A 15,776-nucleotide genomic window follows, 5' to 3' on the forward strand; every position below is an offset into this window, starting at 1 on the left:
ATAATGCAATGCGAATTAAACACCCATTAACGGGCGCCATGGTTGCCCTTATTACCCCGATGCTTGAAGATGGCTCGGTAGATTTTGATGCCCTTGCAGATTTGATTGAATTTCATATTGAAAATGGCACTAAAGCCATTGTTTCTATGGGTACGACAGGTGAAAGTGCAACGCTTAATCATATTGAGCATATCAAGGTAATGAAAAAAACCATTGATCTTGCCAAGGGCAGAATTCCTATCATTGCTGGCACGGGTGCAAATTCTACCTCTGAGGCGATTGAATTGACGCAAGCAGCCAAAGATATGGGCGCAGATGCGTGTTTATTGGTTACCCCTTATTACAACAAGCCGACACAAGAGGGTTTGTACCAACATTATAAAGCCATTGCTAAGGCGGTTGATATTGATCAAATTTTGTACAATGTTCCTGGTAGAACGGCAGTAGATTTGTCAGTAGAAACAGCGGTGCGTTTGTCGGCAATTGACAATATTATCGGCATTAAAGATGCAACAGGTGATTTATTAGTGGCTCAAGCATTGATGGATAAGTGTCCAGATGATTTTTTATTGTATAGTGGCGATGATGTAACTGCGGTGGATTTTATCTTAATGGGTGGCCATGGCGGTATTTCAGTGACTTGCAATGTGGCACCAAAATTAGTCTCGGACGCCTATCAAGCGGCCTCTGAAGAAGATAAAAAAAGCGCTCAAGACATTGATGCAAACTTATATAATCTACATCAACATTTATTTATTGAATCAAATCCAATTCCAGTGAAGTGGGCAATGCATACAATGGGTAAATGCGAGTCAGGTATTCGCCTTCCACTGACAAAATTATCAATAGACGCTCGTGAAATATTAGAGCAAGACTTAGTTAACTTAGGAGTAATAACATGATAAAAATAGTAACGGTAACCTTACTTGCCTTTTCTGTAGCAGGTTGTTTTTCATTGGATCAATTTAAGAAAAAGAAAGAAGTGGGTTTAGGTGAAAGAGATATTCAATATTACGCCAATAAAACTGTGACTTCTTTAGAGGTCCCGCCAGATTTGACTAAGCCAAGCTCTCAAAATGCTTTTAAATTAAGTGAGTATGTGTCAAATATCAAAGAAGACACGGTTAGCTTCTCTAAAAACGATTCTGTGCAGGGCAAAGTATCAAAAATATTGGCCACACCTTCTAGCATTGAAGTTAAGAAGTTGGGTCAAATTCGCTGGTTGATTGTTGATAAAAAACCAGATGTAGTGTGGAACTTGGCTAGGTCTTTCTTTAAGTCACACGGTTTTGCAATTAAGAAAACTAACAAGAAAGTTGGCATTATGGAAACGGATTTTTTAGAAAATCGTCCTGAAATCCCCGACCAGTCTGTTGGATTGATTAGGTCAATGTTGAAAAAAGCCATCAAAGCAAGATACGCATTGCCGATTATTGATAAATACAGAGTGAGAATTGAACCCACTGCCAATGGCAAGAAAACGGAAGTTTATTTAACGCTGAATTCTATGGAAGAAGTGATTGCCAATCAGGGTGGGGAAAGCGAAAATACCATTTGGCAAGCACGCCCTAAGGATGCGTCTTTAGAAACAGAAATGCTTTACCGATTTATGGTCTATCTAGGTGGCGATCATGCTAAAGCGAGAGTGCAAATTGCCAAAACCAAAGAGAAAAAACAATCAAGTGTAAAGTTGGTTAAGGGTGTTGGTGGCTATGCGAAACTTCAATTCTCTTTAAATAAGTATGACACTTGGGAAAGCGTAGGCTGGGCACTTGATCAATTAGGCATTGATATTGAAGACAAAGATGTGAAAGAAGGCAGTTTTTATGTTAATGTTGCCAGAGAAAAAGATAAGGGTATTTTGTCTCGCATTTTGGGCGATAAAGCGATTAGAAAATCCTATCAAATTATTGTCAGACAAATTAGTAGCGCTACAACAGAGGTGTATTTCAATGACTTGACTGAGAAAAATGAGCAAGAAACCATTGATTTTAGTCATGAATTATTAGGCAAAATTGCCAAACAATTCTAGGTAAAAGTGGCGTTATCGTCAGCCATTATTGACCAAATTCTCCATCAAAAAATTACACCGGAGGATTTATCTGATGAGCAATTAGGGCAATTTTGTCAGACAGCTAATCTCGCTTATCGAGCGGGCGAGCCGATTGTTAGTGACAATGATTATGATTTTATCTATCTCGCTGCCCTTAAAGAGCGCGCCCCAAGCCACTCTCTATTTCAATCGATAGAACCCGAAGGGCAGGGGTTTTCTGAGGAAAAAGTCTTACTACCTGAAATTATGTTGTCCACAGACAAGGCGTATACTTGGGAAGAAATCAGCAAGTGGATAGAGCGATTACAAAAATCTGCTGCCGTCATAGGGCTTGCTGATGACAAAATTCAAATAAAGGCAACAGCTAAATTAGATGGTTTTGCAGGTTATGACGATGGCACGCGTTTATACACGCGAGGCGATGGCAAAAAAGGCAGTGACATTAGCCGAGTGTTTGAACGGGGGTTGCAGGTTTATAATGACGCACCGCGAGGACAGGGGGCGGGCGAAATTGTGGTTAAAAAAAGTTATTTTGAGTCGCATTTGTCTAATGATTTTGAATATCCGCGCAATTTTCAAGCCAGTCTGATTAAAGAAAAAGAATTGGGGCCTCTTGCTAAGCAGGCGATTACCGATAAAGCCGCTGTATTTGTGCCCTTCAATCAATTACCAATATGGTCTGGTGATATTAATGAATTATCATCGCATTTTGATAGAATTGTTAAACAGGTATTGCAAGATATAGATTTTGATGTAGATGGCGTGGTATTTGAGGTTACAAACGAAAATTTAAAAGTTGAAATGGGGGCAAACAGAAAATTCCACCGTTGGCAGATTGCTTTTAAAGAAAATATCGATAAAGCTAAGGTTAAAGTATTATCAGTTACCCCACAAGTAGGGCGCACAGGCAAGATTACACCCGTGGCAGAGTTAGAGCCTACCTTGTTAAGTGGGGCGACCATTCATCGTGCCACAGGGCATCATTATGGCTTGGTCAAAGCGCAAGGGCTGGGCGCAGGTGCTATCATTGAATTGACGCGTTCCGGCTTGGTGATTCCTAAAATAAATAAAGTTTTACAATCAGCAACGCCCGATATTCCGACGGCTTGCCCAAGTTGCAGCGAGTCTTTGCAATGGGAGTCTGATTTTTTAATCTGTCATAATCATCAATTATGCCCAGCACAAGTCGTTGGTAGAATGGAGTGGTTTTTCAAGGTATTGGCAAATAATGACGGTTTTGGTATCGCTACAATTAAAAAATTATATACACATAATATTCGAAAAATTTCACAAGTTTACGCATTAGATGCTGACGCATTGATGGCTATGGGCTTTGGTGAAAAAACCAGCAATAATCTTGTTGAGCAACTAAAAAGATCAAGAAGCGAACAAATTGAAGATTGGCGCTTTTTAGCGGCATTTGGCGTGGAAAGATTGGGGATGGGTAATTGTGAAAATCTACTTAAATCTTGCCCATTAACCGATATTTTTTCCTTAGATGCGCAGCAAATAGCCAATATTGATGGCTTTGCACAGCTTAGCGCACAATCCATCATAGATGGACTGGTATCCATTAAAGCAGAATTTGATTTAATTTTTAAACAAGGCTTTAATTTAGAATTGACAATTTTAAAAAAAGATTTAGCAGAATTTACACATCCATTAAATGGCAAAAAAATTATATTCACCGGTAAAATGAGTGCCTCACGAGATGAGATGAAAAAACACGCCAAATCCATTGGCATCCAAGTAGTTAGCAGTGTAAACGCAAAAACGGATTATTTGGTGATTGGCGAAAAAGTCGGTCCTAAAAAAATTGAAGCCGCCAAGAGGCTTGGGGTTGAAATTTTGACAGAGGTAGAGTATCTAAATTTAATCTAGACTTGACAGCGACATTATTTAAGTTATAATTATCAGCAGTTATTTCTCCAAAGGTGGAGAAATCAACACAAAACATCGGCGTTTATTTAAGCTTTTTTCTTTGAGAAAGGTTTAAGTAAGCGTTTTTTTTTCGTCAGTTTCAAAGAGGGAACTGGGAAAAGGTATAGAAGCCAGTAATCAAATTTGCATATTTTTATGCAAGTTGGGTTACTGGTTTTTTTGTTTATGGGGGATTTGCAATTTTGCAGAGAACTATTTTTTAGGAGAAGTTATATGAAAATGATAACAGCAATTATCAAGCCATTTAAACTTGATGAAGTGAGAGAAGCCCTTTCTGAAATTGGTGTTTCAGGAATTACGGCAACAGAGGTAAAAGGTTTTGGTCGTCAAAAAGGACACACAGAACTTTATCGCGGTGCAGAATACACGGTAGATTTTTTACCCAAAGTTAAATTAGAAATTGCAATTTCAGCAGACCAAGTGGACAGCGTGATTGAAGTAATTAGCAAATCAGCAAAATCTGACGGCGAAGGTAAAATCGGTGACGGCAAGATTTTTGTTGGCAATTTAGAACAAGTGGTCCGTATTAGAACGGGCGAAACTGGCGCAGTAGCGCTGTAGGAGATAACATGGAAAATACAATTTTAGAAATGCAATTTGCCATTGACACTTTTTACTTCTTGGTAATGGGTGCGCTGGTAATGTGGATGGCAGCAGGCTTCTCAATGTTAGAGGCAGGCCTAGTGCGAAGCAAAAATACAACGGAAATATTAACCAAGAACATTGGTTTGTTTGCGATTGCTTGTACAACTTATATGATTTACGGTTATGACATCATGTACGGTGGCGGTGTCATATTAGATGGGATTGAGGTAATCGCAAAAGATGCGACTTACGCCAAACCTTCTGACTTCTTCTTCCAAGTAGTGTTCGTTGCAACAGCGATGTCAATCGTTTCTGGTGCGGTAGCTGAGCGGATGAAGTTATTCTCATTCTTTGCTTTTGCAGTCGTATTTACTGGCATCATCTATCCAATGGAAGGTGCATGGACTTGGAATGGTGAAGCGGTGTTCGGTTTGTTTACGCTTGGCGACTACGGTTTTTCTGACTTTGCAGGTTCGGGTATTGTTCATATGGCAGGTGCAGCGGCAGCGTTAGCAGGTGTGATTGTATTGGGTGCTCGCAGGGGAAAATACAACAAAGACGGTTCATCTAATGCGATTCCAGGTGCTAATATGCCGATGGCAACTTTAGGTACTTTTATCTTATGGATGGGTTGGTTCGGTTTTAATGGTGGCTCTGTGTTGGCAATGGCAAGCAAAGAAAGTGCCAACGCTGTTGCAATGGTATTCTTAAACACTAACGCAGCAGCAGCGGGTGGTGTGATTGCAGCTTTACTATTGGTTAAGATCCTATGGGGTAAAGCAGACTTAACAATGGCACTAAATGGTGCATTGGCTGGTTTGGTTGCGATTACTGCAGGTCCTGATACGCCAACTGCTTTAGAGGCAACTTTAATCGGCGCTATTGGTGGTATCTTAGTGGTATTCTCAATCTCAATTTTAGATAAAACATTTAAAATTGACGATCCAGTTGGTGCAATTTCTGTGCATGGTGTGGTTGGTTTATGGGGCTTATTAGCAGTGCCAGTAACCAACGATGGGGTGTCATTCACAGGTCAATTATTAGGTGCGGCGACAATCTTTATTTGGGTATTTGCAACTTCATTCGCGCTTTGGTTAGCTCTTAAAGCAGTAATGGGTGTTCGTGTTTCAGCAGAAGAAGAAGCTGAAGGCGTGGATATATCTGAGTGTGGTTTACACGCATATCCAGAATTTACAACTAAGTAAAGATTACCCCCTAAAATTCGTATGAATTTTAACCCCCTTTATTGGGGGTTTTTTTCGTCTAACGAAAGTGTTGTAAAAGAAAATAAATAAAATTTTCAAATCATATATAATTATCCTTCATGAATGCAGCGCTTAAAATTATTTTGGTTGACAAGAACACAGGTCGTTCGGCAATGTTGCGTCGTGCTTTACAAGATAAAGGGCATGAGGTGATTTGTCGCATGGACAGCAGTGCTACTTTACAAGATAGCAATGAGTTAACCCATGCAGATGTGGTCATTCTCAATGCAGATATTCCTGACAACGAAGTATTTGCCAACCTGACTGATATTAACAAAACTAAACCCAAGCCGATTGTGATGTTTACCGAAGAGTCTAATTCTGAAATGGCAAGTTCAGCGATTAAATCTGGCGTAAATGCCTATATCGTTGATGGACTGGAAGAGAATCGTGTCCAGCCTATCATTGATGTCGCGATGGCAAGATTTAGAGAATTCCAGGCATTAAAAGATGAGTTGGATGCAACTCGCAGTCAACTCTCAGAACGAAAAGCAGTTGAGAAAGCCAAAGGTTTATTAATGAAGCACAAAGACATTAGTGAAGATGAGGCTTACCAGTCTTTACGAAAAATGGCAATGGATAAGAATAAGCGCATTGTCGATGTGGCTGAAAGTTTAATTAATACATTTGAATTACTTGATTAGAGCTTACGCACTACAAAGGTTTAAATCAGTCTAACTTTTTAAATTCTGCCTCAATTCTATCGAATTCATCGTCATCGTCATCGTCATCGTTCTCGTCCTCTTCTTTTATTTTCGTTGTTTTTGACTTTGGAAAATCATCGGCAGGCGTAGGGTCGTCGTCATTTTCTTTTGTTGATTCTTCTCGACGCTGAAACATCGGTGCAAAAATCAAACCTGCTTCAAATAATAACCACATCGGGATGGCAATTAAGGTTTGTGAGATAATATCCGGTGGTGTTAGCAGCATCCCCAATACAAAGGCACCAATCACCACATATGGACGATTTTTTTTAAGTTTCTCAATCGTGGTCATATTAAACATAATGATTAAGATGGTGGCAATTGGTACTTCAAACGCAACACCAAAAGCAAACGACACTTTTAACACGAAATCTAAATAGTATTGAATATCTGGGGTAAAGTCCACCACGCTTGGACCGATGCTGGACAAAAATCCAAAAATAACAGGGAATACAATATAAAACGAGAACAGTAATCCTGCGTAAAACAAAATGGTTGATGAGATGACCAATGGCAGAATTAAACGCTTTTCATGTTGATAAAGTGCAGGCGCAATAAATGACCAAATTTGATAGAGTAAATAAGGCATTGCTCCGTACACAGCAATAATCAATGCCATTTTGAGTGGTGTTAAAAAAGGTGAAATAACGCCAATAGCAATAATATTAGAACCCGTTGGCAGGACACCAATGATAGGCGCTGCAATAAAAGCATACACCTCATTAGCAAAAGGGAACAAGCCAATAAAAATAACTAAAATGGCAATCATTGAGCGCAACAAAGTATCACGCAACTCAATCAAATGCTGAATCAGCGTCATATCCTTATTGGTCATAATTTTGTATTGGCATCATTCTTAATGTCATTCAAAGCGTCTTTGGTTTCATCAATGATTTCAAGGATACTGGAATCCTTGTCTTCTAAATTTAGATGCTCTTTGAGTTTGTCGGCTTCAAGTTCCTCACCGATGTCTGCTTGAATTTTGGCAACAAAGCGTTTGCCTTTGCCTACATAGCGACCGACCGTGCGAGCAATCCCCGGCATTCTTTCAGGTCCAACCACAATCAAGGTAATAACACCAATTAAGGCAAACTCCCAAAAGCCAATATCAAACATGGTTTATTTTGTTACTTTATCTTCTTCTTTGATGACTTTAGCATCAATGACAGTATCTGTGCTATCAATGTTGTCATTTTCACCTTCTTTCATTGATTTTTTAAAGCCCTTGATGGCACCACCAAGGTCGCCACCAATGTTCTTCAGGCGCTTGCCACCAAATAACAACAAAACAATGACTAAAATAATAATTAATTCAAACGGTCCTGGCATCATATTTTTTCTCCTATTATTTATTTACTACGACTGGCTTTTTCTTCTAAACCCGATAAACCAAATCTCCTTGATAATTCTGTCTCTATTTTAGCCACTTCAATGTCTTTGTGGCGTAATAATACCAATGTATGAAACCATAAATCAGCAACCTCATAAATGATTTTATCTGCCTGGTCATCTTTGACTGCCATAATCACTTCGGCAGATTCTTCGCCAATCTTTTTTAAGATTTCATCCGTGCCTTTGGCGTATAAAGAGGCAACATAAGAACTGTCTGCATTAGTGCCTTTTCGTTGCTCTAATACACGCTCAAGTTGTTTTAAAATGTTATCCATAAATATCCTTTGGGTCCTTTAAAACTGGCATAGTCGTGGTCCACGCATCATTTTCCACCTTCTGGAAAAAACAAGATTTTCTCCCCGTGTGACAGGCGATACCACCGACTTGATCAACTTTGAGTAGAATAACATCATTATCGCAATCTGTAAAAATTTCTTTAATATTTTGTATATGCCCCGACTGCTCACCTTTAAACCACAATTTTTTTCGCGAACGAGAATAATACACCGCCTGCTGTTTTTCAATCGTTAATGCTAAAGATTCTGCATTCATCCATGCAAACATTAGAATTTCCCCTGTGGAAAAATCTTGGGCAATGGTAGCAATTAATCCATTACTGTCAAATTGTATTTGGTCTAAAGCATTCACGCAATCAATAAAAAATATTATAAAATAATGATTTTACCGATAGTTAAGGGGAGTGTATGCCATTATTTATATTGGTTTTTTTATTCGTCGGCAGTGCTTTTGCAAGCATTAAACCCTTCGCCTTAAACAGTGAAAAAAGTTTATACATCGTTGATGGTGACAGCATTAGTCTACAAATGCGTATTGCCAATATCGACACACCAGAAACCAGGCAAACTTGTCAACCTACAAAAGATAAAATTATAGATTGTGGACGATTATCCAAAGACTATATGAAAACACTTCTGACAAAAACACCAGGCAAAATAACCATCACACCCATCGCTATCGGTCATTATAAGCGCGTCTTAGTCAAGATATATAAAGGTGATATTGATATTGCCAAAACAATGGTTGAAGAGGGCATGGCATTCGCCTTTGGTGATTTTTACAAACAGGAAGAAGAATTAGCCAAGTCTAAGAAGGTGGGTTTTTGGGGGTTTTATCAGCCACCGATTATGCCAAGGAAGTATCGAAAATCAAACCCTTATCAACATAAATAACAAGCGTGTTTTAGCGCATAGTAACCAATTCTTCTGCGCTTGATGGATGAATGGCAACGGTATCGTCAAATTGTTTTTTAGTTGCGCCTATCTTAATAGCCACTGCAAAACCTTGTAACATTTCATCCGCGCCATGACCGATGATATGACAACCGACTACTTTTTCATCATCGCCAGCACACACCAACTTAAGTGCAGTCGTGGTTTTATGATCCAATAGGGCATCTGCCATCGGCGTGAATTCTGATTGATAAATTTTAACTTTGTCAAATTTCTCATTTGCTTCTGCTTCGGTTAGTCCAATTGTGCCAATCGGTGGATGTGAAAACACCACAGTAGCAATATTGTTATAATCTAGGTGCCTATCTTTCATATCATTGTAAATCCTATCTGACAGTCTTCTACCTGCGGCAATGGCAACTGGCGTGAGTGGCGTGCGCCCAGTTGCATCACCAAGTGCAAAAATATTCTCCACATTGGTTGTTTGGAATTTATCTGTTGGAATAAAACCCCTTTGATTGCACGCAACGCCTGCATTTTCCAAACCTAAATGTTGTGTCATTGGGTTTCTGCCGACTGCCCAAATGATTTGCTCAAAGCCACCAAATTCACCGTGATTGGTAAAAATGGTTTTATCAACAGAGACTTTATCAATCGTAGTACCATGATGAATTTTAATACCATGTGCCGTGTAGTCTTTTTCCAATGCTGCTTGAATTATCGGGTCAAAGCCTCGTAACAAGGTATCTGCCCTGCCAAAAATCTCAACCTCACTACCAAGTGCATTTAGCACACCCGCCAATTCAACACCGATATAGCCACCACCAATCACCGCAACTTTCTTAGGCAATGCTTCTAATTCAAAAAACCCATCAGAAGTAATACCGTATTCTGCGCCTTCAATGTGCGGCACCGCTGGTTCACCACCAGGCGATAAAACGATATAATCGGCACTGTAATTTTTACCATTCACAGATACGGTATTTTTATCTACCAACTTGCCGAAGCCATGAATGTAATCAATGCCCAATTTTTCTAAATATCCATCGTACCAAGTGGTAATACCATTAATGTAGTTATCTCTTGCTGTTTTTAACGCTTTCCAATCAAAGTTTTTCAGCTCAACATCAAACCCAAACCCCTTGGCGCTGTTAATCTGTGTTGCTGTATTGGCCGCAAACCACATTACTTTTTTAGGCACACAGCCGACATTCACGCAAGTACCACCAATGGTTTTAACCTCAATCACCAAACATTTTTTGCCGTATTCTGCTGCGCGTTCTACCGCTGATAGTCCACCAGAACCCGCACCAATTGCAATCATATCATAATGTTTTTTCATTTTTTTCTCCTAAAAAAAAGGGCTTTCGCCCTTATTTGAATTCATTCAAGAAATTAATGCGCAATCGGTTTGTCGGTAAATAAATAATCTTTTAGTTCTTTGTCAAAAGCCTTATCCTTGCGTCTAATCCACTCTAGCACCATTGCGGCATGTTCTTTTTCTTCATCACGATTATGTGCCAAAATTGTCGATAATTCGCTGTCTTGACACGCATCAATACGCTGATTATACCAATCAATTGCCTCTAATTCTTCCATTAAAGAGACAATTGCTTTGTGCATATCTTTGGTTTCTTAGGTTAAGTTTTTCTCAGCTTCGTGATAGCCTTCATTTGCCATGATTATTCTCCTTTAAAATATTGTTCTAATTCATCAGCGCCGCCAATATATTTACCACCGATAAATATTTGTGGTGTGGTACTTTTTCCACTCACTGCGTTTAATGAACGAGAGGTGATACCTTTGCCAAGCTCTATTATTTCAACATAAATTTTGTGTTTTTCTAATAAGTCTATCGCTCTTTTGCAATGTGGACAGCCTTTGCGAGAAAACAAGGTAGCTGTTTTTGGCACAATTGCATTAGGGTTGATGTAATTTAGCATTGTATCAGCATCAGATACCTCAAATGGGTCGCCTTCTACCTCTGGTTCAATAAACATTTTTTCAATAATACCATTTTTAATCAACATAGAATAACGCCACGACCTTTTGCCAAAGCCTAAATGATTTTTATCTATCAACATTCCCATACCATCGGTAAATTCGCCATTGCCATCGGGAAGCATGGTAATGTTTTCAGCCTCTTGATCTTTTTTCCATTCATTCATTACAAAAGTATCATTAACCGATATGCAAACAATTTCATCCACACCATTTTCTTTAAAAATAGGGGCTAATTCATTAAAACGCGGCAAGTGTGAAGAGGAGCAAGTGGGTGTGTAGGCGCCAGGTAGTGAAAATACAATAACCGTTTTATTATTAAAAATATCATCACTTGTAATATCTACCCACTGATGATTGCGCTGTGTTTTAAAAGTGACACTAGGCACTTTATTTGCTGTTTTATCTTCTAACATGATTACTCCTTATTGATTAAAATGTTATTTTAGATAGAATTAATTATTAAGTAAAACGAAAAATATTGATTATAATGATTGATAAAAACGATTATCAATATTTATGCTACCTTCACTTAAAAATTTAACATACCTTTTAGCGCTTAAAAAGCACCTGCATTTTTCCAAGGCTGCAAAGGCTTGTTTTGTGAGTCAATCAACCCTAAGTGCCGGCATCAATAAATTAGAACAAGACTTAAATGTGCAATTAGTTGAGCGAACCAATAAATATGTTTTATTTACACCAATAGGCGTAAGGATTGCTAAATATGCTCAAGATGTAATGTTTTCAATGCAAGATTTGATCGGGGTGGCTGATTTAGATTTTTTTAACTCAACCATTAAAATTGGCATCATTCCAACCATTGCCGCTTATTTGTTGCCAGAATTTGTCGCCAAGGTCAAACAAAACTATCCAAAACTTAAATTAGTTATTATTGAAGATACCAGTGCCAATCTTTTATTGAAAGTTGCACAATTAGAAATAGATTTTGCGATTTTTGCATTTCCATTTGAAGAAAGAGAAAATATCATTCAAAAGCGAATTTTTGAAGATAAATTGTATTTGGTTAAACACCAAAATGGTCAAAATAATGAATTATTGTTATTAGAACAAGGGCATTGTTTAAGAAGTCATATCTTAGATAATGACAATATTGATAAAACAAAAGTCTCAGAATATACTTGTGCCAGTTTAGAAACTTTAGTGATTATGATTAACATGGAAATTGGGGTAAGTTTTTTACCAAAAATTGTTATAGATAGTGGAATTTTAGATAAATATCCAGAGCTGATTATTGACAAAAACCAAGTGGTATTATCTCGTGATATTGGTATTATTTATCGTAAAAATACGCCTAATGAAGATGGAATTTTGACATTAAGTTTATTTTTAAGGTGAATGCTTTTTTACTTACTTATCGATATTTTTTTATCAAAGCCGATAAAATGATATAACTTTCTAAGTCCATTACACCGTTTACTTTATTAGGTCTAAAATGTCTTTGAAAGGCAGATATAATAGAGCGATATAACTCAGGGTCATTCGGGGCAGCGCTAAAACTATAGCCATATTTTATTAAAGATTGTTTGACTATTTCCTTATCAGGGACAGATTTAAGCCTGTGGGTAAAATATTCAATATCAGATTTATCATACCAAGCAGAAAGTCCGTTTTTAGCCAATTTTTTCCATGGGAACAATGTTCCAGGATCTATTTTTCTACTGGGGGCAATGTCGGAGTGACCAATGATATTGATATCTTTAATAGCATAGCGCTGTTTGATTTGCTTAACTAAAAATATCAGCGCCTCAATTTGTTGCTGAGTAAAGGGGTATAGATTACCATCTTTATTGACAATCTCTATGCCAATAGAGGAGTTGTTTAAATCTGAATCTGAGCCCCACGCACTAACGCCCGCATGCCAACTGCGTTTAGATTCTGGCACCAGTTGATAGATAATATCAGGATATTTTTTACTTATTGCATTATTGATCAAATAATGAGAGCTGACTGCTCTATGCACATCCTTGCCAAGTAATTCTTCAAATGACCTTTCAGTATCAGCAACTGTATAATGAATAATAATTTGCCTTATTCTTGAATTGAAATTATCAGATTTGTATTCTTTATTGATAACAAAGTTTTGGGCGTTTGTCATATTTAAAATAGAAGATAATAAAGTGAAAGTGGTTATTTTAAATAAATATTTCATTAATTTTTTTTAAACAATTAATGATAATTATAACTAATTTCTTTTGAGATAGGATTTTTATTATAACCCTGCTTTTAAACTTACCTTGATAAATTGATCTAAATTGCCATCTAATACATCCCTTGTATTGCTGCTTTCAAAACCTGTGCGTAAATCTTTAATGCGCGATTGGTCTAATACATACGAGCGGATTTGACGCCCCCAGCCGATGTCGGATTTGTTGTCTTCCAGTTCTTGATTTTCGCTGTTGCGTTTTTGTATTTCTAATTCGTAAAGTTTGGATTTAAGTTGTTTCATCGCCTGATCTTTGTTGGCGTGTTGTGAGCGACCGTCTTGACATTGCACCACAGTGTTGGTGGGCAAGTGGGTAATGCGTACGGCTGACTCTGTCTTGTTGACATGTTGCCCACCTGCGCCACTAGCGCGGTAGGTGTCGATGCGAATATCAGTTTTGTTGATGTCAATATTAATGTTGTCGTCTATTTCAGGAGAAACGAAAACTGAGCAAAAAGAGGTGTGGCGTTTGCCGTTGGCATTAAAGGGTGATTTTCTGACCAAGCGATGAATACCGATTTCACTACGCAACCAGCCGTAAGCATAGTCACCTTCAAAGTGAATGGTGGCAGATTTGATGCCTGCCACTTCGCCTGCGGAGGCTTCCATTAATTTCACTTTGAAATCGTGTTTTTCACCCCAACGCAAATACATTCGTAATACCATCTCTGCCCAGTCCTGGGCTTCGGTGCCACCTGAGCCCGATTGAACATCAAGATAAGCAGAATTGGCGTCTAATTTACCATTGAACATTCTTTGGAATTCCAAGCGCTCAATTGCAGTTTCGCAGGTTTGTAAATCAATCATGAGGCTATTAGCGGTATCCTCATCATTTTCAGATTGTGCCATATCTAAGAGTTCTGTTGCATCTTCTAAAACCGCATTAGATTGGTCGAATACTGTGCATATATTTTCTAAGATGGATTTTTCCTTGCCTAATGCTAAAGCAATTTCTTGATTAGACCAAACATCGGGATTTTCCATTTCCAATAGCACTTCTTCAAGACGAGCGCGTTTTTCTTCTAAATTAAGGTGCTGTGATAGCGCGATAGAACGCTGAATTAAGTCGTCAATTTTTTGATAAGTGGGCGAGAGTTCCATAATGGGTATTTTATTCTTTTAAAAACAAAAAAGCCCCAAAAAATGGGGCTTTTTTTTATTTCTGTTTAGATAGTTATTTTCTAAGACCTAAGCGAGAAATTAAATCTGAATAAGCAGGAACATCATTACTTCTAAGGTAAGTCAATAACTTTTTACGCTGAGAAACTAAACGCAAAAGACCTCTTCTTGAGTGATGGTCTTTTTTATGTGTCTTAAAATGCTCAGTTAAATGCTTGATGCGTGCTGTTAATAAAGCGACTTGAACATTGGTTGAACCGGTATCGCCTTCTGCGGTTTGGTATTCTTTGATGATTGCTTGTGTATCAATTGACATAATTATGTTATCTATTGGATGAAAATATAAAAAGAGCAATTATACGCTAATTGGATTTTATTTGCCAATCTTTTAGTAAAAAATCTCTTCGCCTTTTGGGCGGCTTTTAAAACGACGGTGAATCCATAGGTATTGCTCGGGCGTTGTGAGGATTTGTCGCTCTAGTATTTTATTAGTAAGCGTGGCATTTTGCTGTGCATCTGCTGATGGATACACTTCCAGCGGGGGGGAAAAATTTAGTTTATAGCCTAGTTCTATGCGTGTGAATGCCAGTGGGATAACCACCGTGTTATCGATATTTGCTAATTTTGCAGTGGCTTTAATGGTGGCAGTTTCTACGCCAAAGAAGGGTGCAAAAACTGAGTTTTTTACACCTAAGTCCTGGTCGGGCGCGTACCAAATTGGTAATCCTGATTTTAAGGTTTTAATGAGGGACCTTGAATCTTTAGTCTTAACCATTATTGCACCATGTTTGATAAATTGCTTGGTCATTTCTGCGTCAAATAGCGCATTATTTTGTGGTCGATAGATATCGGCAAATTTAAAATTTTGTAACAAAATCCTACCTGCCAACATCATCGTCGTAAAATGCCCAACCAATAAAATGACATTTTTTTTCTGCGCTATGGCGTCTTCCAAAATATCGATATTGCTGATACTATAAATTTTTCTAAGTGCGGAATCTGCTAAATAAAAACAATTGGCGGATTCGAAAAAAGCAATACCAAGCGACTCAAAATGTTGCCTTGCTAGTTGCTCAACTTCGGATTTGCTTTTATGTGGAAAGCACTTGGCAATATTTACCAGTGCAATGCGTCTAAATTTGCTCAATATTCGATATAAAACACGCCCCATGGATTTGCCCATAGAGATTTGTGTCTTAATCGGCAGTCTTGCCCCTAATTTCATTAAAGCAATTAAAATCCAAGTTGGGATAAATTTAGGATGATAAAAATTCTGTTTTGTCATTAAAATGTGTTCTTATA

Annotated in this window: 20 protein-coding genes; 8 read left to right on the forward strand and 12 right to left on the reverse strand. The window is 38.0% G+C overall.

The window, feature by feature from the left end; all coding sequences use genetic code 11:
• Positions 1-8: 8 nt before the first annotated feature.
• The 6 genes from dapA (at position 9) to BSEPE_RS02055 (ending at position 6,488) form a co-directional block, all read left to right on the forward strand.
• Positions 9-902 carry a 4-hydroxy-tetrahydrodipicolinate synthase gene (dapA, locus tag BSEPE_RS02030; protein ID WP_066043331.1) on the forward strand — a complete coding sequence of 298 codons (894 nt, stop codon included), beginning with the start codon at positions 9-11 and terminating at the stop codon, positions 900-902.
• Entirely contained in the window at positions 899-2,032 is a 1,134-nt protein-coding gene (bamC, locus tag BSEPE_RS02035; RefSeq protein WP_066043333.1) for an outer membrane protein assembly factor BamC, read from the forward strand. Before dapA ends, bamC begins: the two co-directional genes overlap by 4 nt.
• Positions 2,033-2,038: 6 nt before the next feature.
• Complete coding sequence (locus BSEPE_RS02040) at positions 2,039-3,934, forward strand: BRCT domain-containing protein (RefSeq protein WP_083502952.1); 1,896 nt, start codon at positions 2,039-2,041, stop codon at positions 3,932-3,934.
• A 273-nt stretch (positions 3,935-4,207) separates the two neighbouring features.
• Positions 4,208-4,555: a P-II family nitrogen regulator gene (locus tag BSEPE_RS02045; protein ID WP_066043336.1), complete on the forward strand. Its 348-nt coding sequence runs from the start codon at positions 4,208-4,210 to the stop codon at positions 4,553-4,555.
• An 8-nt stretch (positions 4,556-4,563) separates the two neighbouring features.
• The gene (locus BSEPE_RS02050) at positions 4,564-5,784 is read left to right on the forward strand and encodes an ammonium transporter family protein (RefSeq protein WP_066043338.1); all 1,221 of its coding nucleotides are present in this window, start codon (positions 4,564-4,566) and stop codon (positions 5,782-5,784) included.
• 119 nt (positions 5,785-5,903) lie between these two features.
• A complete protein-coding gene (locus BSEPE_RS02055) occupies positions 5,904-6,488 on the forward strand; it encodes an ANTAR domain-containing response regulator (RefSeq protein ID WP_066043341.1) in 585 nt (194 codons plus the stop codon).
• 25 nt (positions 6,489-6,513) lie between these two features.
• Here BSEPE_RS02055 and tatC read toward each other — a convergent pair whose 3' ends face one another.
• From tatC to hisI, 5 genes are read right to left on the reverse strand one after another with little or no spacing between them, the layout of a single operon-like run.
• A complete protein-coding gene (tatC, locus tag BSEPE_RS02060) occupies positions 6,514-7,383 on the reverse strand; it encodes a twin-arginine translocase subunit TatC (RefSeq protein WP_066043343.1) in 870 nt (289 codons plus the stop codon).
• Positions 7,380-7,664, reverse strand: coding sequence for a Sec-independent protein translocase protein TatB (tatB, locus tag BSEPE_RS02065; RefSeq protein ID WP_066043345.1), 285 nt, complete (start codon positions 7,662-7,664; stop codon positions 7,380-7,382). Before tatB ends, tatC begins: the two co-directional genes overlap by 4 nt.
• Positions 7,665-7,667: 3 nt before the next feature.
• Positions 7,668-7,880 carry a twin-arginine translocase TatA/TatE family subunit gene (tatA, locus tag BSEPE_RS02070; protein WP_408065658.1) on the reverse strand — a complete coding sequence of 71 codons (213 nt, stop codon included), beginning with the start codon at positions 7,878-7,880 and terminating at the stop codon, positions 7,668-7,670.
• A 17-nt stretch (positions 7,881-7,897) separates the two neighbouring features.
• Positions 7,898-8,215, reverse strand: coding sequence for a phosphoribosyl-ATP diphosphatase (locus tag BSEPE_RS02075; RefSeq protein WP_066043347.1), 318 nt, complete (start codon positions 8,213-8,215; stop codon positions 7,898-7,900).
• Positions 8,208-8,588, reverse strand: coding sequence for a phosphoribosyl-AMP cyclohydrolase (gene hisI / locus BSEPE_RS02080; protein ID WP_066043349.1), 381 nt, complete (start codon positions 8,586-8,588; stop codon positions 8,208-8,210). The genes BSEPE_RS02075 and hisI overlap by 8 nt, the downstream gene beginning before the upstream one ends.
• Positions 8,589-8,644: 56 nt before the next feature.
• Between hisI and BSEPE_RS02085 the strand changes: the two genes are divergently transcribed.
• Entirely contained in the window at positions 8,645-9,130 is a 486-nt protein-coding gene (locus tag BSEPE_RS02085) for a thermonuclease family protein (RefSeq protein WP_066043479.1), read from the forward strand.
• A 10-nt stretch (positions 9,131-9,140) separates the two neighbouring features.
• On the opposite strand, the gene gorA is transcribed toward BSEPE_RS02085, so the two are convergent.
• From gorA to BSEPE_RS02100, 3 genes are read right to left on the reverse strand one after another with little or no spacing between them, the layout of a single operon-like run.
• Entirely contained in the window at positions 9,141-10,472 is a 1,332-nt protein-coding gene (gorA, locus tag BSEPE_RS02090; protein ID WP_066043481.1) for a glutathione-disulfide reductase, read from the reverse strand.
• A gap of 53 nt (positions 10,473-10,525) precedes the next feature.
• Complete coding sequence (locus tag BSEPE_RS02095; RefSeq protein WP_231893511.1) at positions 10,526-10,753, reverse strand: ferritin family protein; 228 nt, start codon at positions 10,751-10,753, stop codon at positions 10,526-10,528.
• Positions 10,754-10,812: 59 nt separating this feature from the next.
• Positions 10,813-11,547 (reverse strand): glutathione peroxidase, encoded by a 735-nt coding sequence (locus BSEPE_RS02100; protein ID WP_066043483.1) that lies wholly within the window; start codon positions 11,545-11,547, stop codon positions 10,813-10,815.
• Between the two features lie 103 nt (positions 11,548-11,650).
• Here BSEPE_RS02100 and BSEPE_RS02105 point away from each other — a divergent pair, with 103 nt between their 5' ends.
• Positions 11,651-12,487, forward strand: coding sequence for a LysR substrate-binding domain-containing protein (locus tag BSEPE_RS02105; RefSeq protein WP_066043486.1), 837 nt, complete (start codon positions 11,651-11,653; stop codon positions 12,485-12,487).
• A 16-nt stretch (positions 12,488-12,503) separates the two neighbouring features.
• On the opposite strand, the gene BSEPE_RS02110 is transcribed toward BSEPE_RS02105, so the two are convergent.
• From BSEPE_RS02110 to BSEPE_RS02125, 4 genes are all read right to left on the reverse strand, one after another.
• Positions 12,504-13,301, reverse strand: a complete 798-nt coding sequence (locus BSEPE_RS02110) for an N-acetylmuramoyl-L-alanine amidase (protein WP_070104546.1) — start codon at positions 13,299-13,301, stop codon at positions 12,504-12,506.
• 60 nt (positions 13,302-13,361) lie between these two features.
• Positions 13,362-14,456 carry a peptide chain release factor 2 gene (prfB, locus tag BSEPE_RS02115; protein ID WP_083502953.1) on the reverse strand — a complete coding sequence of 365 codons (1,095 nt, stop codon included), beginning with the start codon at positions 14,454-14,456 and terminating at the stop codon, positions 13,362-13,364.
• Positions 14,457-14,529: 73 nt separating this feature from the next.
• Positions 14,530-14,790: a 30S ribosomal protein S15 gene (gene rpsO, locus BSEPE_RS02120; protein WP_066043490.1), complete on the reverse strand. Its 261-nt coding sequence runs from the start codon at positions 14,788-14,790 to the stop codon at positions 14,530-14,532.
• A 72-nt stretch (positions 14,791-14,862) separates the two neighbouring features.
• Positions 14,863-15,759 carry an LpxL/LpxP family acyltransferase gene (locus BSEPE_RS02125; protein ID WP_066043492.1) on the reverse strand — a complete coding sequence of 299 codons (897 nt, stop codon included), beginning with the start codon at positions 15,757-15,759 and terminating at the stop codon, positions 14,863-14,865.
• Positions 15,760-15,776: the final 17 nt, after the last annotated feature.

This window comes from endosymbiont of Bathymodiolus septemdierum str. Myojin knoll (assembly GCF_001547755.1).
Classification (GTDB): Bacteria; Pseudomonadota; Gammaproteobacteria; order PS1; family Pseudothioglobaceae; genus Thiodubiliella.